This is a genomic window from Sphingomonas mucosissima, assembly GCF_002197665.1.
In the GTDB taxonomy this organism is placed as follows: domain Bacteria; phylum Pseudomonadota; class Alphaproteobacteria; order Sphingomonadales; family Sphingomonadaceae; genus Sphingomonas; species Sphingomonas mucosissima.
On sequence record NZ_NBBJ01000001.1, the window covers coordinates 233,401 to 255,115 of the forward strand.

The 21,715-nt window shown below is 66.9% G+C and carries 18 protein-coding genes; 7 read left to right on the forward strand and 11 right to left on the reverse strand.

All coding sequences use genetic code 11. From position 1 onward, the window contains the following. Nucleotides 1-27: 27 nt before the first annotated feature. Together SPMU_RS01125 and SPMU_RS01130 are read right to left on the reverse strand one after the other, a co-directional pair. A complete protein-coding gene (locus tag SPMU_RS01125) occupies nt 28-1,875 on the reverse strand; it encodes an acetyl/propionyl/methylcrotonyl-CoA carboxylase subunit alpha (protein WP_088331119.1) in 1,848 nt (615 codons plus the stop codon). A 130-nt stretch (nt 1,876-2,005) separates the two neighbouring features. Next, complete coding sequence (locus SPMU_RS01130; protein WP_088331121.1) at nt 2,006-2,482, reverse strand: nuclear transport factor 2 family protein; 477 nt, start codon at nt 2,480-2,482, stop codon at nt 2,006-2,008. A gap of 50 nt (nt 2,483-2,532) precedes the next feature. Between SPMU_RS01130 and SPMU_RS01135 the strand changes: the two genes are divergently transcribed. Then, on the forward strand, nt 2,533-2,910 hold the full coding sequence (locus SPMU_RS01135; protein WP_088331123.1) for a GIY-YIG nuclease family protein: 378 nt from the start codon (nt 2,533-2,535) through the stop codon (nt 2,908-2,910). A 398-nt stretch (nt 2,911-3,308) separates the two neighbouring features. On the opposite strand, the gene SPMU_RS01140 is transcribed toward SPMU_RS01135, so the two are convergent. From SPMU_RS01140 to SPMU_RS16790, 5 genes are all read right to left on the reverse strand, one after another. Further along, on the reverse strand, nt 3,309-4,910 hold the full coding sequence (locus SPMU_RS01140) for a carboxyl transferase domain-containing protein (protein ID WP_088331125.1): 1,602 nt from the start codon (nt 4,908-4,910) through the stop codon (nt 3,309-3,311). A 154-nt stretch (nt 4,911-5,064) separates the two neighbouring features. Then, nucleotides 5,065-6,222 (reverse strand): isovaleryl-CoA dehydrogenase, encoded by a 1,158-nt coding sequence (locus tag SPMU_RS01145; RefSeq protein WP_088331127.1) that lies wholly within the window; start codon nt 6,220-6,222, stop codon nt 5,065-5,067. A gap of 102 nt (nt 6,223-6,324) precedes the next feature. Further along, the gene (acnA, locus tag SPMU_RS01150) at nt 6,325-9,009 is read right to left on the reverse strand and encodes an aconitate hydratase AcnA (protein WP_088331128.1); all 2,685 of its coding nucleotides are present in this window, start codon (nt 9,007-9,009) and stop codon (nt 6,325-6,327) included. A 353-nt stretch (nt 9,010-9,362) separates the two neighbouring features. Beyond that, the gene (locus tag SPMU_RS01155; protein ID WP_088331129.1) at nt 9,363-10,712 is read right to left on the reverse strand and encodes a putative O-glycosylation ligase, exosortase A system-associated; all 1,350 of its coding nucleotides are present in this window, start codon (nt 10,710-10,712) and stop codon (nt 9,363-9,365) included. Next, nucleotides 10,705-10,845: a hypothetical protein gene (locus SPMU_RS16790; protein WP_169715600.1), complete on the reverse strand. Its 141-nt coding sequence runs from the start codon at nt 10,843-10,845 to the stop codon at nt 10,705-10,707. The genes SPMU_RS01155 and SPMU_RS16790 overlap by 8 nt, the downstream gene beginning before the upstream one ends. Nucleotides 10,846-10,945: 100 nt before the next feature. Here SPMU_RS16790 and SPMU_RS01160 point away from each other — a divergent pair, with 100 nt between their 5' ends. Continuing rightward, nucleotides 10,946-12,151 (forward strand): TIGR04063 family PEP-CTERM/XrtA system glycosyltransferase, encoded by a 1,206-nt coding sequence (locus tag SPMU_RS01160; protein WP_088331130.1) that lies wholly within the window; start codon nt 10,946-10,948, stop codon nt 12,149-12,151. A gap of 3 nt (nt 12,152-12,154) precedes the next feature. Further along, entirely contained in the window at nt 12,155-13,126 is a 972-nt protein-coding gene (locus SPMU_RS01165) for a hypothetical protein (RefSeq protein ID WP_088331133.1), read from the forward strand. 15 nt (nt 13,127-13,141) lie between these two features. Here SPMU_RS01165 and SPMU_RS01170 read toward each other — a convergent pair whose 3' ends face one another. Together SPMU_RS01170 and SPMU_RS16795 are read right to left on the reverse strand one after the other, a co-directional pair. After that, the gene (locus SPMU_RS01170; RefSeq protein ID WP_088331135.1) at nt 13,142-13,459 is read right to left on the reverse strand and encodes a hypothetical protein; all 318 of its coding nucleotides are present in this window, start codon (nt 13,457-13,459) and stop codon (nt 13,142-13,144) included. Next, complete coding sequence (locus tag SPMU_RS16795) at nt 13,456-13,629, reverse strand: hypothetical protein (RefSeq protein ID WP_169715601.1); 174 nt, start codon at nt 13,627-13,629, stop codon at nt 13,456-13,458. The genes SPMU_RS01170 and SPMU_RS16795 overlap by 4 nt, the downstream gene beginning before the upstream one ends. Before the next feature lie 86 nt (nt 13,630-13,715). Here SPMU_RS16795 and SPMU_RS01175 point away from each other — a divergent pair, with 86 nt between their 5' ends. After that, a complete protein-coding gene (locus SPMU_RS01175) occupies nt 13,716-14,330 on the forward strand; it encodes a S24 family peptidase (protein WP_088331137.1) in 615 nt (204 codons plus the stop codon). Nucleotides 14,331-14,380: 50 nt separating this feature from the next. Here the strand turns inward: SPMU_RS01175 and SPMU_RS16800 are convergent, their stop codons facing one another. After that, a complete protein-coding gene (locus tag SPMU_RS16800) occupies nt 14,381-14,554 on the reverse strand; it encodes a hypothetical protein (protein ID WP_169715602.1) in 174 nt (57 codons plus the stop codon). Nucleotides 14,555-14,657: 103 nt separating this feature from the next. Further along, complete coding sequence (locus tag SPMU_RS17440; protein WP_211275684.1) at nt 14,658-14,810, reverse strand: hypothetical protein; 153 nt, start codon at nt 14,808-14,810, stop codon at nt 14,658-14,660. Nucleotides 14,811-14,932: 122 nt separating this feature from the next. Here SPMU_RS17440 and SPMU_RS01185 point away from each other — a divergent pair, with 122 nt between their 5' ends. The 3 genes from SPMU_RS01185 to SPMU_RS01195 all read left to right on the forward strand — a co-directional run bounded on the left by SPMU_RS01185 (nt 14,933) and on the right by SPMU_RS01195 (nt 21,683). Beyond that, entirely contained in the window at nt 14,933-16,870 is a 1,938-nt protein-coding gene (locus SPMU_RS01185; protein WP_088331139.1) for an autotransporter assembly complex protein TamA, read from the forward strand. Further along, nucleotides 16,870-20,985, forward strand: coding sequence for a translocation/assembly module TamB domain-containing protein (locus SPMU_RS01190; RefSeq protein WP_211275685.1), 4,116 nt, complete (start codon nt 16,870-16,872; stop codon nt 20,983-20,985). The genes SPMU_RS01185 and SPMU_RS01190 overlap by 1 nt, the downstream gene beginning before the upstream one ends. 119 nt (nt 20,986-21,104) lie before the next feature. Beyond that, nucleotides 21,105-21,683, forward strand: coding sequence for a polysaccharide biosynthesis/export family protein (locus SPMU_RS01195; RefSeq protein ID WP_088333079.1), 579 nt, complete (start codon nt 21,105-21,107; stop codon nt 21,681-21,683). Nucleotides 21,684-21,715 lie beyond the last annotated feature (32 nt).

The window sequence follows — 21,715 nt, forward strand, 5'->3', positions numbered from 1 at the left end:
GCCGCCTTTGCAGTAGGCCCGCCGACGTCAGCCCTCCTGCCGCTCCACCTTCACCAGCAGCGTGCCTTCGGTGACCTGACCGCCCGTTTCGGCGTTCAGCTCTGCTACCGTGCCGTCGAACGGGGCAACGAGGCTGTGCTCCATCTTCATCGCCTCGAGCGTGACGAGCCTCTGGCCCTTCACCACGGCCGCGCCCGCGACGATTTCCACCGCGATGATGCGGCCGGGCATGGGCGAGAGGATCGCGCCGTCCGCTGCCGCGCTGCCGGTGGCGCCGGTCGCGCGGAAGGGGGCGAGCTCCCACGTCTGGCCGCCTTCGGTGATGAGCACGCTGTCAAGCGGTTCGGCCACTTCCACCAGCGGCGCATCGGTAAAGTCGATCGCGATCGGCTCTCCGGCGAGGAGGAAGCGGCCTTCGCGGCGCGCGGGCGCGTTGAGGCGGAAGCCGGCGACCGGCAGATCCGGGGCGAGTGCAGCGGCGGCCTCGATCAGCGCTTCCTCGCTGGGCAGCGCGGGCGGCATCAGCGCCTCGCCTTCGCGGGCGATGAGGCCGGTATCGACATTGCCGGCGGCGAAATCGGGGTGGTCGAGCGCCTCGACCAGGAAGCCGGCATTGGTGCGCACCGGCCAGATCACCGCTTCGTCGAGCGCATCGGCGAGCAGCTCGCGCGCCTCATCGCGCGTGTCGCCATGGGCGATCAGCTTGGCGATCATCGGATCGTAGAAGGGGCTGATCTCGGCGCCCTGCTCGACGCCGGTGTCGACGCGGACGGCTTCCCCTAGATCGAGCGCGTCGAGCCGGCCGATCGAGGGGAGGAAGCCCCTTACCGGATCCTCGGCATAGAGGCGTGCCTCCATCGCCCAGCCGGTGATCGATAGCTGGTCCTGGCGGCGCGGCAGCGGTTCTCCGCTCGCGACGCGCAGCTGCCATTCGACCAGATCCTGACCAGTGATCGCTTCCGTCACCGGATGCTCGACCTGGAGGCGGGTGTTCATTTCCATGAACCAGATGCGATCGGCGCGCAGGCCCTCGCTCGCATCGGCGATGAACTCGATCGTGCCGGCGCCGACATAGTCGACCGCCTGCGCCGCCTTCACCGCCGCGGCGCAGACCGCTTCGCGCGTGGCGGCGTCCATGCCCGGCGCCGGCGCTTCCTCGATCACCTTCTGGTGGCGGCGCTGCAGCGAGCAATCGCGTTCGAACAGGTGGACGACATTGCGGTGGCTGTCGCCGAACACCTGAACCTCGATGTGGCGCGGGGAGAGGATGTACTTTTCGATCAGCACGCGATCGTCGCCGAAACTGGCCGCGGCCTCGCGCCGGCAGGAGGCGAGCGCGTCGGCGAAGTCTTCCGATTGATCGACGCGGCGCATGCCCTTGCCGCCGCCGCCGGCGACCGCCTTGATCAGCACCGGATAGCCGATCGCATCCGCCTCGCGCTGCAACCGGTCGGGGGACTGATCATCGCCGAGATAGCCGGGGGTGGTGGGGACGCCGGCTTCCTGCATCAGCTTCTTGGCGGCATCCTTCAGCCCCATCGCGCGGACGCTGGCGGGGCGCGGGCCGACCCAGACGACGCCGGCGTCGATCACGCTTTGCGCAAAATCGGCATTCTCGCTGAGGAAGCCATAGCCGGGGTGGATCGCCTCCGCGCCGGTTTCGCGGGCAGCGGCGATGATGCGCTCACCGACGAGATAGGATTCGCGTGCGGGCGAGGAACCGATGTGAACCGCCTCGTCCGCCTCGCGCACGTGCAACGCCTCGGCATCGGCATCCGAATAGACCGCGACCGTGCGCACGCCGAGCGCGCGCGCGGTGCGGATGATGCGGCAGGCGATCTCGCCGCGATTGGCGATGAGGAGCGAGCCGATCATGCTGCGACACCGCGAATGTTGAGGAAGTTGAGGCTCTGGCGCGCTTTTTTCCAACAGGCCTCAACATTCGGGGCGGGGGCAGTGATCATGGGACGGAGAATACCTGCGGGGGTGGGACGTAGGACAGCGGTCATTGCGCGCAGCCGGTGGTGCGCTGTGTCCAGGTGATGTTGTTGATCCGCCAGCGGCCGCCGTCGCGCACCAGATCGACATGGTTGGTGCCGCAATGGCTGGGCTTCCCGTCGACGGTGAAGGTGTAACTGCCCCAGACCATCGCGATATTCCCGTCGATCTCGATCGCGGGCATGCCGGTGAAGGTTTCGGCGAGCTTCGGGCCGGGCTTGCCGAGCTTGGCGGCGAAGGCGGGCCAGTCACTGGTGGTGACGGCGGTGGTGCCGTCCGCCTTTTCCACGACGGCGGTGGCGCGGCCGTCGGTGCGGACCTCGGCAAGGATCGCGGCGGGATCGTTGGCGGCGAGCGCGTCGAACAGGCGCTGCACGGGGGCGATGACCTGGCCTTCCTCCGAGGCGGACGGGGGAAGGGCGGTGCCCTTGGGCAGAGGCGCGACCGGCGTGACTTGCAGGGCGAGGAGGAGGGGGAGGATCATGGGCGGTGTTCCTGAAGCCGGAGAGCGGGCGTTGCCCCCGAGACGCCGTCATGCTGGACTTGTTTCAGCATCCATGGGGTCGCGTGTCGGAGGGGGAGGTGGCCAAGCAACCTTGCGTGTACCTGCTCGCCGGCCAGCGGCTGGGGACGCTGTACATCGGCGTGACGAGCAACCTTGTCGCGCGATTGTGGCAGCATCGCAGCGGTACAACGGCTGGGTTCACGTCCCGCTACGGTGTGTTCCTGCTCGTGCGATACGAGTTCTTCGCGGATATGCCGAGCGCCATTGCGCGTGAGAAGCAACTCAAGCGCTGGCACCGGCAGTGGAAGATCAATCTGATCGAGAGCGACAACCCGGACTGGGTGGATCTGGCGCCGGCGCTTGGACTGGAGCCGGTGGTGGCCCGTGTGCGGCGGGATGGATGCTGAAACGAGTTCAGCATGACGGACTGATGGGCGGGTGACCGACCCGTCCCCAAGCGCAGCGTCATGCTGAACTGGTTTCAGCATCCATTGTGCCACAAGCGGCGTCGCCGCCTGCGGAGAGATGGACCCTGAAACGAGTTCAGGGTGACGGCGCTCTTTGCGGCCGGCCGGTTTGCTTAATCCAGCGTCATGCTGAACTGGTTTCAGCATCCATTGTGCCACAGGCGAGGTCGTCGCCTGCGGAGAGATGGACCCTGAAACAAGTTCAGGGTGACGGAGAGTGTTTGGAGCGCTGCCGCGTGCGTTGCGCGTCTGCCCCTCCACCACCCCGCTGCGCGGGGCGGTCCCCCTCCCCGAGCGAAGCTCGGGGAGGATTGAGAACTTGGCGCTCGCGCTCCCCATCACATCCGGAACACGCCGAACGACGGACGCTCGGGGATGGGGGCGTTGAGGCAGGCTTGGAGCGCGAGGCCGAGCACGTCGCGGGTCTGGGCGGGGTCGATCACGCCGTCATCCCACAGGCGGGCGGTGGCGTAATAGGGGTTGCCCTCGTCCTCGTATTTCTGGCGGATCGGGGCCTTGAAGGCGTCCGCTTCTTCCGGCGTCCAGGTGGCGGCGTCGCGGTGCACGGTGGCGAGGACGCTGGCGGCCTGTTCGCCGCCCATCACGCTGATCCGGCTGTTGGGCCAGGTGAACAGGAAGCGCGGGGAATAGGCGCGGCCGCACATGCCGTAATTGCCGGCGCCGAAGCTGCCGCCGATCAGCACGGTGATCTTGGGCACGCTGGCGGTGGCGACGGCCGTGACGAGCTTTGCGCCGTGTTTGGCGATCCCCTCCGCCTCGTATCTCCCGCCGACCATGAAGCCGGAAATGTTCTGGAGGAACAGGAGCGGGATACGCCGCTGGCAGGCGAGTTCGATGAAATGCGCGCCCTTGACCGCGCTTTCGCTGAACAGGACTCCGTTGTTGGCGAGGATCGCGACCGGCGCGCCGTGGATATGCGCGAAGCCGCAGACGAGGCTGGAGCCGTAGAGCGCCTTGAACTCGTGAAACTCGCTGCCGTCGACGAGGCGGGCGATCACTTCGTGCACATCATAGGGCGCACGCACGTCCTGCGGGACGATGCCGTAGAGATCCTCCGCGCCATATTTCGGCGCCTTCGAGGCGCGCAGGTTTACGTCCGCCTCCCGCTCCGGCGGCAGCGTCGCGATGATGTCGCGCACGATGGTGAGCGCGTGCTCGTCATTCTCGGCGAGGTGATCGACGACGCCGGACTTGCGCGCGTGAAGGTCGCCTCCGCCGAGATCCTCGGCGCTGATGACTTCGCCCGTCGCGGCTTGCACCAGCGGCGGGCCGGCGAGGAAGATCGTGCCCTGTTCACGCACGATCACCGTTTCGTCCGACATGGCAGGAACATAGGCGCCGCCTGCGGTGCAGCTGCCCATCACGCAGGCGATCTGGGGCACCCCCTTGGCCGACATGTTCGCCTGGTTGAAGAAGATGCGGCCGAAGTGATCGCGGTCCGGGAACACCTCCGCCTGGTGCGGCAAGTTCGCGCCGCCGGAATCGACGAGGTAGATGCAGGGCAGGCGGTTCGCCTCGGCGATCTCCTGCGCGCGCAGATGCTTCTTCACGGTGAGGGGGTAGTACGTCCCGCCCTTCACCGTCGCGTCGTTGCACACGATCATGCATTGGCGCCCGGAGACGCGGCCGATCGCGGTGATGAGGCCGGCGCCGGGGATGTCCTCGCCATAGACGTCATGCGCGGCGAGCTGGCCGATCTCCAGCAGCGGCGAGCCGGGATCGAGCAGGCGTTCGACGCGCTCGCGGGGGAGGAGCTTGCCGCGTGCGGTGTGGCGCTCGCGGGACTTTTCGTTGCCGCCGAGCGCGGCGCGGGCGACGTCGGCGCGGAGTTGCTCCGCCAGCGCGCGGTTGTGCGCGGCGTTGGCCTGGAAAGTCGTGTCCGTGGGAGAGACCTTGGTGTCGAGGACGGGGGCGGTCATGCGTCCTCCCCCAGCTTGCTGGGGGAGGAGGACCATCCGCGAAGCGGATGGTGGAGGGGCAGAAGCGGAGCGGCCGTGACTGCCCCTCCACCACTCGCCTGCGGCGAGCGGTCCCCCTCCCCGCGCGAGCTCGGGGAGGAATGAGCCAGTGCCATCACGCCGCCGCTCCGATCAGTTCGCGGCCGATCAGCATGCGGCGGATTTCGTTGGTGCCGGCGCCGATGTCGAGGAGCTTGGCATCACGCAGGAAGCGTTCGACCGGCCAGTCCTTGGTGTAGCCCGCGCCGCCCAGCGCCTGGACGGCCTCGCCGGCGACCTTGAAGGCGTTTTCGCTGGCGAGGAGGATCGCGCCGGCGGCGTCGAAGCGGGTCGTCTGGCCGGTGTCGCAGGCGCGTGCGACGGCATAGACGTACGCCCGCGCCGAATTGAGCGCGACGTACATGTCGGCGACCTTCGCCTGCATCAGCTGGAAGGCGCCGATCGGCTGGCCGAACTGCTTGCGCTCGCGAAGGTAGGGCAGGACGACGTCGAGGCAGGCCTGCATCACGCCGAGCTGGATGCCGGCGAGCACGGTGCGCTCATAATCGAGGCCGCTCATCAGCACGCCGACGCCGCCGTTGACGGGGCCCATGACATTCTCGTCCGGCACTTCGCAATTGTCGAAGACGAGTTCCGCGGTGGGGGAGCCGCGCATGCCCATCTTGTCGATCTTCTGGCCGATCGAGAAGCCGGGCATGTCCCGCTCGATGAGGAAGGTGGTGATGCCGCGGCTGCCCTCGCCGGTCTTGGCGTAGACCACGAGCGTATCCGCATAAGCGGCGTTGGTGATCCAGAATTTGGTGCCGTTCAGGACATAGCCCGCGTCGGTCTTTTCCGCCTTCAGCTTCATCGAGACGACATCGCTGCCCGCGCCCGTCTCCGACATGGCGAGGCTGCCGACATGTTCGCCGCTGATCAGCTTGGGGAGGTATTTCGCCTTCTGCTCGGCGGAGGCCCAACGGCGGATCTGGTTGACGCACAGGTTGGAATGCGCGCCGTAGCTGAGGCCGATCGACGCCGACGCGCGGCTCACTTCCTCGCAGGCGATGACATGTTCGAGATAGCCCAGGCCAAGGCCGCCGTACTCTTCCTCGACGGTGATGCCGTGGAGGCCGAGTTCGCCCATCGCGGGCCATAGTTCGTCGCGCGGGAACCAGTCGTCCGCGTCGATCTTCGCGGCGAGCGGCATGATCTTTTCGTCGGCGAAGCGGCGCGTCGTGTCGCGGATCATGTCCGCGGTTTCACCGAGCGCGAAATCGAGTGTGGCCTGCATCGAAACTCCTCTTGCCCCCGACATAAGCGGGGGCAAGAGGTAACGAAAGTAACAATTCCTGTCTGCCGCCCCTTGATACAGGGCGGCGGACGGCTGGGCGGATCAGGCGGCCAGATTGCGCAGCACGTACTGCAGGATGCCGCCGTTGAGGAAATATTCCAGCTCGTTGACGGTATCGATACGGCAGAGCGTCTCGACCGTCTCGGTGGTGCCATCCTTGCGGGCGATCGTCACCGTCACGGTCTGACGCGGGCGCAGGCCAGCGACATTGTGGATCGTGAAGGTTTCATCACCCGTCAGCTTCAGCGTCTCGCGCGTCACGCCCTCGACGAACTGGAGCGGGAGAACGCCCATGCCGACGAGGTTCGAACGGTGGATGCGCTCGAAGCTCTCTGCGATCACCGCGCGCACGCCAAGCAGGTTGGTGCCCTTTGCCGCCCAGTCACGCGAGGAGCCGGTGCCATATTCCTTGCCCGCGACGACGACCATCGGCGTGCCATCCGCCTTGTGGCGCATGGCAACGTCGTAGATCGGCATCACTTCTTCGCCATAGCGGCTCATGCCGCCTTCGATCCCCGGCACCATCTCGTTCTTGATGCGGATGTTGGCAAAGGTGCCGCGGACCATGACGTTGTCGTTGCCGCGGCGCGAGCCGTAGCTGTTGAAGTCCGCCTTCGACACCTGGCGCTCCATCAGCCACGTGCCTGCCGGGCTGTCAGCCTTGATCGAGCCGGCCGGCGAGATGTGATCGGTGGTGATCGAATCGCCGAGGATCGCCAGCGGCTTCGCCTCGATGATGTCGGTCACCGGCGCCGGGGTCATCTCCATGCCCTCGAAATAGGGCGGGTTGGCGATGTAGGTCGAGGCGGCGGGCCAGCTGTAGGTGTCCGAACCGACGACCTCGATGCCGCGCCACTTGGCATCGCCTTCGTACACGTTGCCATAGCGGGTACGGAACATGTTGTCGTCAATGTTGGCGGTCATCAGCTCCGACACTTCCTGGTTCGAAGGCCAGATGTCCTTGAGGTACACCGGGCCGTTCGTCCCTTCGCCGATCGGCGTGTTGTTCATGTCGGTGGTGACGCTGCCCTTCAGCGCATAGGCGACGACGAGCGGGGGCGAAGCGAGGAAGTTCGCGCGCGCATCCGGGGACACGCGGCCTTCGAAGTTGCGGTTGCCCGAGAGCACGGAGGCGACGACGAGGTCATTCTCGTTGATCGCGCTGCTGATCGGGCCGGGGAGGGGGCCCGAATTGCCGATGCAGGTCATGCAGCCATAGCCGGTGAGGTTGAACCCCATGGCGTCGAAATCGTCCTGCAGGCCCGACTTCACGAGATAGTCGGTTACGACCTGCGAGCCCGGCGAGAGTGAGGTCTTGACCCAGGGCTTGGGCTTCAGGCCCAGCTCGCGCGCCTTGCGGGCGACGAGGCCGGCGGCGACCAGCACCGACGGGTTCGACGTGTTGGTGCAGCTGGTGATCGCGGCGATAACCACGTCGCCGTCGCCGATGTCGTGGCCGCGCTCGGCCACCTCGACGCGCTTCGCCTGCGCCTTGTCGTAGACCTTGACGAGATCGCCGTTGAACACTTCGTCGACCTTGTCGAGCGCGACCTTGTCCTGCGGGCGCTTCGGGCCGGCGAGCGACGGGACGACCGAGCCGAGGTCGAGCTCCAGCGTGTCGGTGAACACCGGATCGGGCGTGTTGGCGTCGCGCCAGAAGCCATTGGCCTTGGCATACGCCTCGACCAGCGCGATCGTCTCGGCCGGACGCGCGGTCAGCTTCATGTAATCGATCGTCTTGGTGTCGATCGGGAAGAAGCCGCAGGTGGCGCCATATTCCGGTGCCATGTTGGCGATGGTCGCGCGGTCGGCGAGCGTCATCTGGTCGAGGCCGGGGCCGTAGAATTCCACGAAGCGGCCGACGACGCCCTTGGCGCGCAGCATCTGCGTGACGGTGAGCACGAGATCGGTGGCGGTGATGCCCTCGCGCAGCGCGCCGGTCAGCTTGAAGCCGACAACTTCGGGGATCAGCATGGAGACGGGCTGGCCGAGCATCGCGGCTTCCGCCTCGATCCCGCCGACGCCCCAGCCCAGCACGCCGAGGCCGTTCACCATCGTGGTGTGGCTGTCGGTGCCGACGCAGGTGTCGGGATAGGCGATCGCGGCGCTGCCAGCGGCGTTGTCGCCGGTTTCGTTCGAGGCCCAGACGCCCTGCGCGATATATTCCAGATTCACCTGGTGGCAGATGCCGGTGCCCGGCGGCACGACCTTGAAGTTGTCGAGCGCCTTCGAGCCCCACTTCAGGAACTCATAGCGTTCCGAGTTGCGCTGATATTCGAGATCAACGTTCTGCTCGAACGACTTGGGCGTGCCGAACTCGTCCACCATGACCGAGTGGTCGATCACGAGGTGAACGGGGACCTGCGGGTTGATCTTGGCCGCGTTGCCGCCAAGCTTGGTGATCGCGTCGCGCATGGCCGCGAGATCGACGACGCAGGGAACGCCGGTGAAATCCTGCATCAGCACGCGGGCCGGGCGATACTGGATCTCGCGGTCGGAGCGGCGCTCCTTCTGCCAATCCACGACGGCCTGCACGTCGGCAGCCGTCACCGTCTTGCCGTCCTCGAAGCGCAGCATGTTCTCCAGCAGCACCTTCATCGAGAAGGGCAGGCGCGAGATGTCGCCGAACTTTTCGGCCGCAACGTCGAGCGAATAATAATCGTAGCTCTTGCCGCCCGCCTGGAGCGTGCGGCGGGCCTTCAACGTATCGTGGCCGATGGCGGTCATGCGGGTCCTTTCCCCATAGGTTCGGCCGGCTCGGGCGCGACGGGGAAGCGGGGGTGACAAGACCCACGCGCGGGCGCGCCCGGACGGGCGATGTAAAGCGTCGGGGGCGGCGATAGCAGCGGCAGGCGGGTGGGGGAAGGTGCCAAGCGGCGCTGTTCATGAAAAGACTTGACGAATCTGCTTTTCGCGATTCGTTCGCAAGAAGGCTGGGTTGCGGTTCACCAGCCATGGCCGTGATCCCGGCCTTGTGCCGGGATCCAACTGTCGGCGAGCGCTGAAGCAAGAGGCTCCAGCACCAGCCCTCGCGGCACCATGGATCCCGGATCAAGTCCGGGATGACGGATCGGGTGGGCTTAGCTTTCGGCCAAAGCCGAGCGTTCACGCCGCATCGGGCGCCACGCAGTCTCCGCCTGCCGGCGGGACAAATAGGTGTCGAGCCCGATCTGCGCGCCGATGAGCATGTAGAGGAACGACTGGAACGCAATGCCGACAAAGGCGCCGCCCAGCAGATAGATCAGGTGCGCATGCTGGAGTGCGCCGGCGAGACTGCCGCCCCAGGCGAACTCCCCCTCGCGATAGCGGCGGCGGAGCACTTCCATGCGCACCAGCCCGATCACGTTGATGAGCAGCCACAGCGCGAGCCCCGGATAACCCTGCTCACCCAACACCTCGAAATAGCTGGAATGATAGGCGCGGCTCTTGTCGACCGTCAGGTTGCGCTGCACCGTCCGGTTCGGTCCTTCGCCGACGACCTGCACCGTATCGTACCGGATTCGGTTCTGCAGATAGGCATCGAACCCGCCGCCGAACGGATGGTCCTTCACATAGTCCCACGTCCACTTCCAAACGGCGATGCGGGTGGAGGCGGATTCGTCGGCCTGATAGGTCTTGATCGTGCCCATCCGCTCGCTGAAGGCGCTGGGGAGGAACGGCACCGCCATGAGGCCGACCACGCCAAGCGCGGCGATGTACAGGACCTTGCGCTTCACCTCGCGCAGCATCAGCACGGCGAGCAGGGCAATGCACAGCAGGCCGGTACGCGCGGAGGTGCCGACGGGGATCAGCAGGCAGGCGAAGGTGAGCGCCGCGCAGAACAGCCAGACGAGGCGCCCGGGCGGATAGATCGTGCCATGGCGCCCGAACCAGAGAATGATCGGGATCAGCGAGATCGATACGGCCGAGATGATCGAGCCTTCGTAAAGGCCCGAATTGTTCGCCACCATGAGGTTTAGCTCGCCATAGCCGCCGCCCGAAGCCAGCGTCTTAATGCCGCCCACGATGATGATCGAACTGGCCGACAGCACCACGAAGAGGAGCAGCGCCTCGATCCGCAGCTTCGTGCGCAAGGTCAGCGGGAGGAAGGCGGCAAAGGCGAGGTTCTTCCACACCCATTCCCATTTGCCCGCCGCCTCGATCGGGAAATCGGCCGTGCGCGTGGTGATGCCGCAATAGACCAGGAACAGCAGGATCAGCGCCTGACGCGGCGCGAAGCGGGTGTCCTTCTTGTCATCAACCACCAGCCAGGCGAGCACCGCGAGCCCGGCCGCGATGGCTGAGATCGGCACGCTGTTCAGCAGATAATAAGTGATCCGCTGCGGCGAGACGATGTCGATATAGACATAGGCGAGGATGAAGATGAACGGCCGGCGAAAGCCGAGGCCGAACAGCGCCACCAGGAAGCCGATAAAGGCCAGATCACGCACGCGGGGGGCGCCCCGGCCGGCCAGGTTTCTCTGCAGGCGCGGCTTCGGAATCGAGATCGTCGCGGCGCAGCAGCAGCCATGCCGCGAGCAGCAGCAGCCCATGGCTGATCCCGAGTGCCAGATTATCGATCATAAACTTGGCATAAACCTGGGTTCGAGCCTCCCGAAAGCGTCACCCGCCTAAACGCGGGCAGTTGACGTGCCGTTAAGCGGCGTGGTGGCAGCAGGCCGTCATGCGCATTCTCCACGTACTCGATCACGGCCTGCCTTTGCAGAGCGGCTACACGTTTCGCACGCGGGCGATCGTGAAGGCGCAGATGGCGCGGGGCTGGGATGTGGCGGCGGTGACTGGCCCGCGGCATCATCACGACGCGCCGCCGGTGGAGGTGGTGGACGGGATCACCTTTCATCGCACGCCAGCGTCGCCGCGCTTGCCCGCTCCGTTGGGCGAACTGGCGGAGGTGGCGGCGTTTGGACGGCGCATCACTGCGGTGGCGAAGAAATTTCGGCCGGACATCATTCATGCCCATTCGCCCGTGCTGGATGCGCTGGCGGCGATGCGTGCGACGCGGCGGCTGGGCGTGCCGCTTGTTTATGAAATCCGCGCCTTTTGGGAGGATGCCTCGGTCGGGAACGGCACTGGCACCGAAGGATCGCTGCGCTTTCGCGCGACTCGCGCGCTGGAAAGCTGGGCGGTGAAGCGCGCCGATGCGGTGGCGGTGATTTGCGAGGGGCTGAAGCGCGATCTGCTGGCGCGCGGCGTAGCGGAGGACCGCATTACCGTGTCGCCCAACGGCGTCGACATGACGTTGTTCGGTGATCCGCAGCTGCGCGACGAAGCGCTCGCGCAATCGCTCGGGCTGAAGGGCGATGTGATCGGCTTTATCGGCAGCTTCTACGATTATGAGGGCCTCGATGATCTGATCGCGGCGATGCCGGCGCTGGTGGCGCGGCGGCCGGATGCGCAATTGCTGCTCGTCGGCGGCGGCCCGATGGAGAAGGCGCTGCGCCAGCAGGCGGCGGCGTCGCCCGCGGCCGAGCGAATCCGCTTCGTCGGCCGCGTCCCGCATCAGGAGGTGGAGCGATACTATAGCCTCGTTGATGTGCTGGCCTACCCGCGCAAGAAGATGCGGCTGACCGATCTGGTCACGCCGCTGAAGCCACTGGAGGCAATGGCGCAGGGGCGGCTGGTCGCGGCCTCCGATGTGGGCGGGCATCGCGAGCTGATTCGGGACGGCGAGACGGGCACGCTGTTCGCCGCCGACGATCCCGCCGCCATTGCCGCGGCTCTGGCTGATCTGCTTGGTGAGCGGCACGGATGGGATGAGCGCCGCGCCCGTGCCCGCGCCTTTGTTGAGCAGGAACGTAACTGGTCCTCAAATATTTCGCGATACGAGCCTGTGTACCGGCGGCTGATGGCGGCCGGCGAAAAAGGGTGAGGCATGGGCGCAGAACAACGCGAAATGGAATGGAAGCGGCTGATCTGGCCGGCCCTCATGCTGACCATCGGCGTGGTGGCGGCGGCCTTGGTCGCGGCCATGCCGCAGGCCATGCTTGATGTGCTGATGTGGCGGCTGGGCCTGCCGTATCTGCTTTCGGCGGCGACCCCGCCGATCGGCGCCTTTGGCCGGACGATGCTGGCGCTGTTCGTGCTGATCCCGTTTGTCGCGATCGCCGCGGTGGCGCTGCGTCGACGCGGTTATCTGATCGGGGTGCAGCACAAGCCGGCGCTGGCCAGCCCGGATGCGGCGCTGCGGGTCCCTACCATCCGGCGGGCGGATGCACACCCCGATGCCGCACCGCGCCGCCCGATTCGCGCGGACGAGGATCTTGGCCCGCCGCTGCCGATCGCGTCGGTCGCGCCGGCGGTGCGTGTGCGCCCGCGCGCCGGCGAACAGACGGTGCCACGCGATCTCGACCAGCCACTTGCCGCGTTCGACCCGGTTGCCATTCCCGACGTGCCGCGCGATCCGGTGCGCGCGGTGCCGCCGCTCGCGCCCGCGCCGGCTTGCGCACCTCTAAAGGCAGAGAAAGGGGCACCGATTGCCGCGCCGGTCACCGTCAGCGTAGCTGATGCTGCGGCGCCTCCGGAAATCGGGCTTGATGAAGGCGGCAAGGATCACGACCTTTCGATCATGGAAAAGCAGCGCTCGGATCAGCCAGGCCTGCCCGCGGAGGAGGCGCCCGCAACGGCGCGCCCGGTGATGAGCCAGGATGCCGAGGCCGCCGCATCAGGGAGCGGAGACTCGCTCGCCAGCCTGCTCGATCGGCTGGAGCGGGGCGCCCGCCAGCGCAAGGTGCCCGACCGGACACCAGCGCCGACACCAGCGCCGCCCGCCCCGTCTGCCGCGCCGAGCCAGCCCGAGACGCTGACGGACACGTTGTTGATGCTGCGCCAGATGGCACGGCGCTGATTGTCGACGCCGCGATCAGGCGCACTCTACCGTAAGCGCCTCGATCCGCGCCTGGCAGTGTCCGTCGCCGGGAACCTGCTGCGCGACCTTGAGATCGGCGAGCAATTCCCCCGGCAGGGGCACGTCAAGGCTGCTGATCGCTGCCAGCCAGGCGCTCGCAGCCGCGCCGCCCGGAGACGCCGTGATCGTCATGGCATGGCGATGGCCGCTGAAGGTCGCGCTGTGCCACGGCGTTGACTGGTGCTGTTCCAAGGCAATCTCCAAGCCCAGGTGCGCCGCCGATCGGCTAAGGGCGCGGCCCAGCAGGACCGCGGCGTCCGGCCCGCGCATCATTCGCCATCCTGAAGAATAGCATCCACCCGCGCGCAAATGCGGGGCCCCGGTGTCCGTCCTCCGCGCAGGTCATGCACCAAGCGTGGGTCGTTCACAGCCTGGCGGCCGAAGGTGGAGGGCGAAATGCCGGTACGGCGAAGGTAGCGGTCGATCCTGATCAGCAGCGACATGGCAAACTCCCGAGTCACGTTGTTCGCTGTTTGTTCTCGCACCTTTTCCAACTTGTCTAGGAAAAATCCTAGGCTATAGTCGCGCGATGGCGGAAACGGTTGGCGAGACGCTGGAGCGATTGGCGGCGGCGCAGGGCGTCAGCCTATCCGAGCTGTCACGCGTGATCGGCCGCAATCTGGCGTATCTTCAGCAATTCGTGCGCCGCGGCACGCCGCGCCGCCTGGCGGAACGCGATCGTCAGGTGCTCGCGCGCTTTCTCGGCGTGGATGAGGAGATGCTCGGCGGGGAGCCGCGCGATGCGACCATTGCCGTGCCCTATCTGTCAGTGGCGGCCTCGGCCGGGCGCGGCGCGACGGTGGGCGAGGAGCGTGCCATTCGGCAGGAGGAGTTTGCCGCGCGGATGCTGCGCGACTGCGGCGTATCGCCGGCGCACGCTTCGGTGATCGATGTGGCGGGCGATTCGATGCAGCCGACCATCCTTGCAGGGGACCGGCTGCTGGTGGATCGCGCGGATACCCGGCTGGCGAGTACCGGGATCTTCGTGGTTCGCCGCGCGGACGAACTTCTGGTCAAGCGGATCAGGCGGGAGGGCACGGCGCTGCTGTTGGTCAGCGACAATGCCGATTATGCTCCGATCCGTTGCACCGCCGGGGAAGCTGCAGTGATCGGGCGCGTCAAGCTGCTGCTGCGGCAGCCCTGAGCGGCGGCCTCTGCCCCCCGTGCCTCCAGCGTGCCTGTCGCGCCGTGCGTTTAGCCCCGCGCCTTCAGCCAGAGAGCGATGGCGACGACCGCGCCGAGGCCAAGCCCCGTCACGAAGCCAAGGGAAGGCTGCCCGAGCAAGAGCCCGATGATGGTGCCCACCATCAACGACGCGGCGACGATGAAACCGCCCGCGGAAGTCGAGCGCTGATTGGAAGGTGCCATGCTACGGCCTTTGGCACGGCCCACCTCGCAATGCCACTGTTGCCGCGTTAACCCTCGCCGTTCACCGGGCGGTTGAGGTTCGTCGCTATGGCTGGCCGGACAATCACATCGCAGGTTGCTCTTGCCGCATCTTTATCTTGCCGACCGTCACATGGTGACGGACGCGTCGTCCCTGATCCGTGCCTTTGGTGCCTTTGCCGCCGATGAAGCGGCGATCCGTGCAGATCGCAGCCGGTCGGTCGGCAATGTTGTCCATTTCTGCCGCTAGCGACAGGTGGAGCGCCTGGTGCGACTGCTGGAGACGGATTTGGCCGCGGGCACTGTGCATTGAGGCCCAGCGGCATTGCCGCTGGCTGAGCAAGGCCTTAGGGCAGCGGGATGTACGGGCGGAGCGGGCCGATCGGCGCGGCAGGTCTGATCGCGTTGCTCGCTGCGCAGCCCGTCGCGGCGCAGCAGGCCGCTGTGCCTGATGCCGAGCCGGCGCTGGACACGGGCGCGCCGCTGGCCGACATGCCCGACATCGGTGTCGAGTGGCCGGAACTCGCGGCTGATCCGCAATCGGGCGCGCAGGCGTGGGCCACCCCGTTGACCGAGGTGCGCTATGGCTGGCGCATCGACGGGCTGGAAGGGATCGGTTCCCCCCTGCTTCGCAGCCGCTTTGCCGCTCTGTCCGTCCTGGACCAGAACGACGAGGAGCCCGCCAATGCCGCGCAGATCGACCGCCGCGCGCGGGAGGATGCCGCGGCGCTGGTGACCCTGCTGCGCGCGGAAGGCTATTATGACGCAGAGGTCGAGCCGCGCATCGAAACCGTGGAGGGGCGGCCGACGGTGGTGCTCAGCGCGAGCCCAGGGCCAATTTATCGCCTCAAGGACGTGACGATCGCCGGGGTGGAAGCGGCGGGCGACAAGGCGGCGGCACTGCGCGAGGCGTTCGGCGTCAACGCGCAGGATCCGGCAAACGCTGACGCGATCGCCGCTGCGGAAACTAAGCTGCGCCTGGAGGTGGGTGAGCAAGGCTTTCCGTTCGCGACGATCGGCGATCCGGTGGTCACGATCGACCGCGAGGCGCGGTCCGCGACGCTAGATGTGACGGTCGATCCCGGCACGGCGCGGGTGTTCGGCCAGATCCGCACCAATGCTGGCAATCGCGTGTTCGGGGCCGATCATGTGCAGGAGATCGCCCGATTTACCCCGGGCCAACCTTATTATGAGCCGGCACTGGCCGATTTGCGACGGGCGCTGGTCCAGACCGGCCTCGTCTCCCTCGCGGAGGTGAAGCCAATACCCGGCGCCACGCCGGAAACGGTGGATATCGACGTTCGGCTGGAGCCTGCGCCGCCCCGCACCATCGCTGGCGAAATCGGCTATGGCACGGGCGAGGGCGCGCGAGTCGAGGCGAGCTGGACGCACCGCAATCTGTTTCCGCCGGAAGGGGCGCTGACGCTCCGTTCGGTGCTCGGCACGCAGGAGCAGCTGGGCGCGGTCACCTTTCGCCGTAATAACTTCAAGGGCCGCGACAGGGTGCTCACCGGGCAGATCGCGGTGGCCCATACCAATCGCGATGCCTATGAAGCGAACACGTTTTCGCTGTCCGGCAGCCTGGAACGCCAGACCAACATCTTCTTCCAGAAGACCTGGACCTGGTCGCTCGGCGCGGAGCTTCTCGCCTCGGACGAGCGCGACGTGATTGTCTCCACGGGCGAGCCGCGACGGCGCACCTTTTTCATCGCGGCCGTGCCCACCAGCCTGAGCTATGACGGATCGGACGACCTGCTGAACCCTTCGCGCGGCTTTCGCCTGGGCGGACGGTTCAGCCCGGAGCTTTCGCTGCAAGGAACGGCGTTTGGCTATGCCCGCACGCAGCTGGATGCGAGCGCTTATGCCCCGATCAATGACGGAGTGGTGCTTGCCGGCCGAATTCGCCTAGGCACGATCCTTGGGGCGCCGCGCGACGCCATTGCTCCGTCACGACGCTTCTATGCCGGTGGCGGCGCATCGGTTCGCGGCTATGGCTATCAGTCGATCGGGCCGCGTGACCCCAACAATGATCCAATCGGCGGTCGCAGCCTGGCCGAGTTTGCTATCGAGGGCAGGATCAAGGCGTTCGGCAATTTCGGCGTTGTCCCGTTCTTTGATGCGGGCAACATCTACACCTCCGGCGTCCCCGATCTTTCGGGCCTGCGCTACGGCGCCGGTGTGGGCGTGCGCTATTACAGCAACTTCGGCCCGATCCGCGTGGACGTGGGCACGCCGCTGAACCCGCAGCGCGGCGATTCTCGCGTCGCGGTTTATGTGTCGCTGGGACAGGCATTCTGATGCGCTGGTTGCGGTGGCTCGGCGCCGCGCTGATTGCGGCCGTGGGTGTGCTGTTGGCCACCTTGTGGATCATCGACACCGATATCGGCCACCGCTGGGTGGCGGAGCGGATCAACGCCACCCGGCCCGCGAACGGCCTCCGCTTTACCGTGGGGCGGATCGATGGCTCGCTCTATGGCGCTGCCGTGCTGCGCGATGTGCGGGTCCACGATCCGGAAGGGCTGGTGTTCGCGGCGCCCTGCGCGGAGCTGGACTGGCGGCCGTTTGCGTGGCTCTCCAATCGCCTCGACATCCGTTCGCTGCGGGTACCAGTCGGCATGCTGGCAAAGCTGCCGCGCACTAGGCCGACCGGGCGATCAGCGCCGCTGCTGCCCGATTTCGACATCGTGATCGGCCGGCTTGCCGTTGAACGGCTGACCGTGGCGCCGGCCGTCACGGGCGTGTTGCGCACCGGCCGGCTGCATGGCCGGGCGAATATTCGCCGGGGGCGGGCGATGGTCGCCATCGATGCGCTGGTCCAGGGCAGCGACGAACTGCGGCTGAGGATCGACGCTGCGCCCGATCGCGACCGCTTTGATATCGATGCGCGCGCGCGCGGCACGGCCAATGGCGTGCTCGCCCGGCTGACGGGCGTTCGGCGCCCGCTGGCCGCCGACGTGAATGGCGAGGGCCGCTGGGCCGCGTGGCAGGGGCGGGCGACTGCCACTGCTGGCGGCGTGCGGGTGATCGATCTTGCTCTCGGCAATCGCGCCGGCGCCTACACGCTCACCGGCAGCTTGACGCCGGCGAGCCTCACCACGGGCAGGCTGCAGCGGCTGTCCGGCCCGCGCGTGCTGGTGAATGGCGGAGCAAGCTTCGCCAACCGCCGACTGGAGGGGAGCCTGTCGCTCCGCTCCGCCGCGCTGGCGGTGGACGCGAACGGCGGCGCAGATCTTGCGGCCAATGCCTGGCGCAACCTTCGCGTGCGCGCCCGCCTGTTGCGCCCCGCTGCCCTGTTCCCCAACATGACCGGGCGCGACGTGGAGCTTCGCGCCGTGCTGGACGGCGCATTCGCCACAGCCGCGTTCGATTACCGTATTACCGCGCCGCGCTTCGCATTTGACGACACTGGATTCGACGGGGCGCGGGTGGCGGGCAAGGGCCGCCTGTCCAAGTCGCCGATCCTGCTCCCAGCGCGCTTTACCGCCGAGCGCGTGACCGGCGTGGGCGACGTGGCTGGCGGCATATTGCGCAACCTGTCGGTGGATGGGGTGCTGCGCATCACCCCGACGATGGTGACTGGCGATGACCTTCGCCTGCGGTCGGACAAGCTGTGGGGACGCATCAGCCTGCTGCTCGATCTGCGCAATGGTCAATATCAGGTCGGCCTGAATGGCGCGCTCGGGCGGTATCTGATCCCCGGGCTCGGTGTGGTGGATGTCAATTCGCGCCTGCGCGTCGTGCCTGGGGCGGGCGGGCGCGGCACACGGGTGATCGGCTCGGGCACCGCCCAGATGGTGCGGCTGGACAATGGCTTCTTCCGCAGCCTGGCTGGCGGCCTGCCGCGGATTGCGACCGATCTAGAGCGCACCCCGGACGGTATCCTCCACTTGCGCAATCTTGTGCTGACGGGCCCGTCCATACGGCTGGTGGGAAATGGCTATCGCCGCCGCGATGGCACCTTTGTTTTTTCCGGTGCCGGGCGCCAGACCACTTATGGCCCCGTGACGCTGCAACTCGATGGTCAGATCGAGCGGCCAAAGCTGGACCTTGTCTTTCAACGTCCGAACGACAGCCTCGGCCTGCGTGATGTGCGGCTTCGCCTTGATCCGGACCCCCGCGGCTTTGTGTTCGCGGTGGCTGGCGGCTCGCGGCTCGGCGCCTTTGACGGCGAGGGCGAGATCCTGCTTCCCCGCGGCGCGGATGCCCAGATCGCGGTGCGGCGCCTGAGCGTCAGCGGCACCCGCGCTGCCGGAACCATTGGGATTACCGATGACGGTTTCGACGGGCGGCTGGTGGTCGCCGGTGGCGGCATCGATGGCGAGGTGCTGCTACGGCCGGTTGGTACGGTGCAGCGGATCGAAGCCCGGCTCAGTTTGCGCGGGGCGCGGCTCGCCGGGGAAGCCACCGTCCGACAAGGGCGGCTCGAACTGGTGGCGCTGCTCGATCCCGCGGGCACGAACGTGGAGGCGACGTTCAACGGCACGGGGCTGCGCCGGGGAGCACTCAGCATCGCACGCGTTGCTGCTAATGCCAAGCTGCGCGACGGTGTGGGCCAGATCCGGGCGGCCGCCGCCGGATCGCGAGGGCGTGCCTTCGACATCCAAAGCGTGATTGACGTTACGCCCGACGGCTATGGCATCATCGCGCAAGGCACGGTCGATCGTCGCCCACTGCGGCTCGAAAACGCGGCGCTGTTGAGGCGCGACGGCGATGGCTGGCGGCTTGCGCCAACCAAGGTGACGTTCGCTGGGGGTGAGGGGACGATCGCCGGCCGCTTCGCCCCCGACGGAAATGCCATTGACGCAACCCTGGCAAACATGCCCCTCGCTGTCCTGGATATCGGCTATCCCGGCCTTGGCCTTGGTGGCAATGCGTCGGGCAAGCTCAGCTATGCCAGCGATAGACAGGCCGCGCCCACTGGCCGCGTCGACATGACGGTGCGCGGCCTGACACGGTCCGGGTTGCTCGCCTCATCGGACCCGATCGATATCGGCCTGGCCGGGGTACTGACGGCGGATCGTGTCGGGCTGCGCGCGGTGGCCGCGGCCGGCGGGAAGACCATCGGCCGGGCGCAAGCATTGTTGCGGCTTGGTGAAGGCGATCTGGCGACCCGACTGAGCCGCGCAGGCCTGTTCGCCCAACTGCGCTATAGCGGCCCGGCTGACACGCTTTGGCGGCTGAGCCGGGTGGAGCTGTTCGCGCTGTCGGGCCCGGTGGCGATCGCGGCCGACGTGCGTGGTACGGTGCTGGATCCGGTCATTCGCGGCTCGGTGAAGACGAACGGGGCACGGATCGAGAGCGCCACGACGGGGACCGTGCTGCGCGACGTGGCGGCGGAGGGGCGCTTTGCCGGTTCGCGCCTTGCCATCGAACGCTTTGCCGCCTCGGCGGGGCGGGAAGGCAAGGTGGCTGGTACCGGATGGTTCGACTTTGCGGCACGCGGCGGCATCGGGCTCGACCTCCGCCTGAATGCGGATCGCGCGGTGATGATCAACCGCGATGACATTGCCGCCACCGTGACCGGCCCGCTGCGTTTCCAATCAAACGGGCAGGGCGGTACCATTTCAGGCACGGTTCGCCTGAACCGCAGTCGCTATCGCTTGGGTCAGGCGACGGCAGCGAGCGCCGTTCCGCGCATCACCGTTCGGGAGATCAACCAGCCCGATGGAAGCGGCGACAGCGTGGAGGCACCGCAAGCGCCCTGGCAGCTCGACATCAAGGCGCGGGCGACTGAGCAGTTGCTTGTCACCGGGCTTGGCCTGACCAGCGAATGGTCGGCCGATCTCACGATCGGTGGCTCGCCGGAAAATCCTGCCATCAACGGCCGGGCCGATCTGATCCGAGGGGATTATGAGTTCGCCGGTCGCCAGTTCGAGCTGGAACGCGGCGCGATCCGGTTCGCAGGAGAGGTGCCGGCCAATCCAGCGCTCGATATCGAGGCTAATGCGGATACAACTGGGCTCAGGGCCTCGATCCGCGTGAGCGGCGTGGCGCTGAAACCGGAAATCACCTTTGCCAGCACGCCTGCGCTGCCGCCGGACGAACTGCTGTCGCGCTTGTTGTTCGGCACCTCCATCACCAACCTGTCGGCGCCCGAGGCGTTGCAACTCGCGGCCGCGGTCGCTGCCCTGCAGGACGGCTCCGGCGGGCTGAATCCGATCAATGCGGTGCGCCGTGCCGCCGGGCTTGATCGGCTGCGCATCCTGCCGGCCGATCCGCAGACGGGGCAGGGCACGTCCGTCGCGGCGGGCAAGTATGTGTCACGGCGCCTTTATGCGGAGATCGTCACGGACGGGCAGGGGTATTCTGCCACCCGCGTCGAGTTCCAAGTCACCAGGTGGCTTTCGCTCTTGTCGAGTATCTCAACCTTGGGCCGGCAAAGTGCCAACGTTCGGATATCACGGGATTATTAACCGTATTTTGCCGCATGTCACAGGGTGCGCCGATGATGCATCGGATCACCGCGGCACATTGCTTCCGTTGGCCGGACATGCCAATCAAGCCATCGCCGTTCCTATTTCTTCGAGGCTCCATGCTCCTGCGCCCGGCGTTTCTACTTCTGATAACCCTGCTGTTCTCCGCATGTGCGGAGAAGGGCGAAGGACCCGTGATCTCAGCCGGCGAGCGTTACGCGTCGACGGCGGCGGCCGTCAGCGACTATCGCCTGGGTGTTGGCGACCGGGTGAGAGTTACGGTGTTCAACGAACCCAGTCTGACCGGAGAATTCTGGGTCAATCCCGATGGAACGGTATCGCTGCCGCTGATCGGCAACGTTCCCGCAACCGACCGACCGGTTTCGGAAATCGCACGTGATGCACAGGCGCGATTCGCCGACGGCTATCTGCGGGATCCGAAGGTCGCCATGGACGTGATCGTGTTTCGCCCCTTCTACATTCTGGGCGAGGTCGGTGCGCCAGGGCAGTATCCCTACGTGAACGGCCTGACCGCGATGAACGCGGTGGCGCTGGCAAAGGGCTTTACCCCTCGCGCCAATCGCGATGTGATCCGCATCCGGCGGCAGGGCGCAACCGACGAGGTCAATTATCGCCTGACCCCCGAGTTGATCGTCTATCCCGGAGACACGGTGCGGATCGGCGAACGGTTCTTCTGAGGCCTAACGGGGGGTGACGCGTCGGGGCAAAT

Excerpts from the sequence above, each read along its gene's own strand:
- SPMU_RS01125 (WP_088331119.1), bottom strand. The coding sequence starts at position 1,875 with ATGATCGGCTCGCTCCTCATCGCCAATCGCGGCGAGATCGCCTGCCGC.
- SPMU_RS01130 (WP_088331121.1), bottom strand. The coding sequence starts at position 2,482 with ATGATCCTCCCCCTCCTCCTCGCCCTGCAAGTCACGCCGGTCGCGCCT.
- SPMU_RS01135 (WP_088331123.1), top strand. The coding sequence starts at position 2,533 with ATGCTGGACTTGTTTCAGCATCCATGGGGTCGCGTGTCGGAGGGGGAG.
- SPMU_RS01140 (WP_088331125.1), bottom strand. The coding sequence starts at position 4,910 with ATGACCGCCCCCGTCCTCGACACCAAGGTCTCTCCCACGGACACGACT.
- SPMU_RS01145 (WP_088331127.1), bottom strand. The coding sequence starts at position 6,222 with ATGCAGGCCACACTCGATTTCGCGCTCGGTGAAACCGCGGACATGATC.
- acnA (WP_088331128.1), bottom strand. The coding sequence starts at position 9,009 with ATGACCGCCATCGGCCACGATACGTTGAAGGCCCGCCGCACGCTCCAG.
- SPMU_RS16790 (WP_169715600.1), bottom strand. The coding sequence starts at position 10,845 with ATGATCGATAATCTGGCACTCGGGATCAGCCATGGGCTGCTGCTGCTC.
- SPMU_RS01160 (WP_088331130.1), top strand. The coding sequence starts at position 10,946 with ATGCGCATTCTCCACGTACTCGATCACGGCCTGCCTTTGCAGAGCGGC.
- SPMU_RS01165 (WP_088331133.1), top strand. The coding sequence starts at position 12,155 with ATGGGCGCAGAACAACGCGAAATGGAATGGAAGCGGCTGATCTGGCCG.
- SPMU_RS01170 (WP_088331135.1), bottom strand. The coding sequence starts at position 13,459 with ATGATGCGCGGGCCGGACGCCGCGGTCCTGCTGGGCCGCGCCCTTAGC.
- SPMU_RS16795 (WP_169715601.1), bottom strand. The coding sequence starts at position 13,629 with ATGTCGCTGCTGATCAGGATCGACCGCTACCTTCGCCGTACCGGCATT.
- SPMU_RS01175 (WP_088331137.1), top strand. The coding sequence starts at position 13,716 with ATGGCGGAAACGGTTGGCGAGACGCTGGAGCGATTGGCGGCGGCGCAG.
- SPMU_RS16800 (WP_169715602.1), bottom strand. The coding sequence starts at position 14,554 with ATGGCACCTTCCAATCAGCGCTCGACTTCCGCGGGCGGTTTCATCGTC.
- SPMU_RS17440 (WP_211275684.1), bottom strand. The coding sequence starts at position 14,810 with ATGGACAACATTGCCGACCGACCGGCTGCGATCTGCACGGATCGCCGC.
- SPMU_RS01185 (WP_088331139.1), top strand. The coding sequence starts at position 14,933 with ATGTACGGGCGGAGCGGGCCGATCGGCGCGGCAGGTCTGATCGCGTTG.
- SPMU_RS01190 (WP_211275685.1), top strand. The coding sequence starts at position 16,870 with ATGCGCTGGTTGCGGTGGCTCGGCGCCGCGCTGATTGCGGCCGTGGGT.
- SPMU_RS01195 (WP_088333079.1), top strand. The coding sequence starts at position 21,105 with ATGCTCCTGCGCCCGGCGTTTCTACTTCTGATAACCCTGCTGTTCTCC.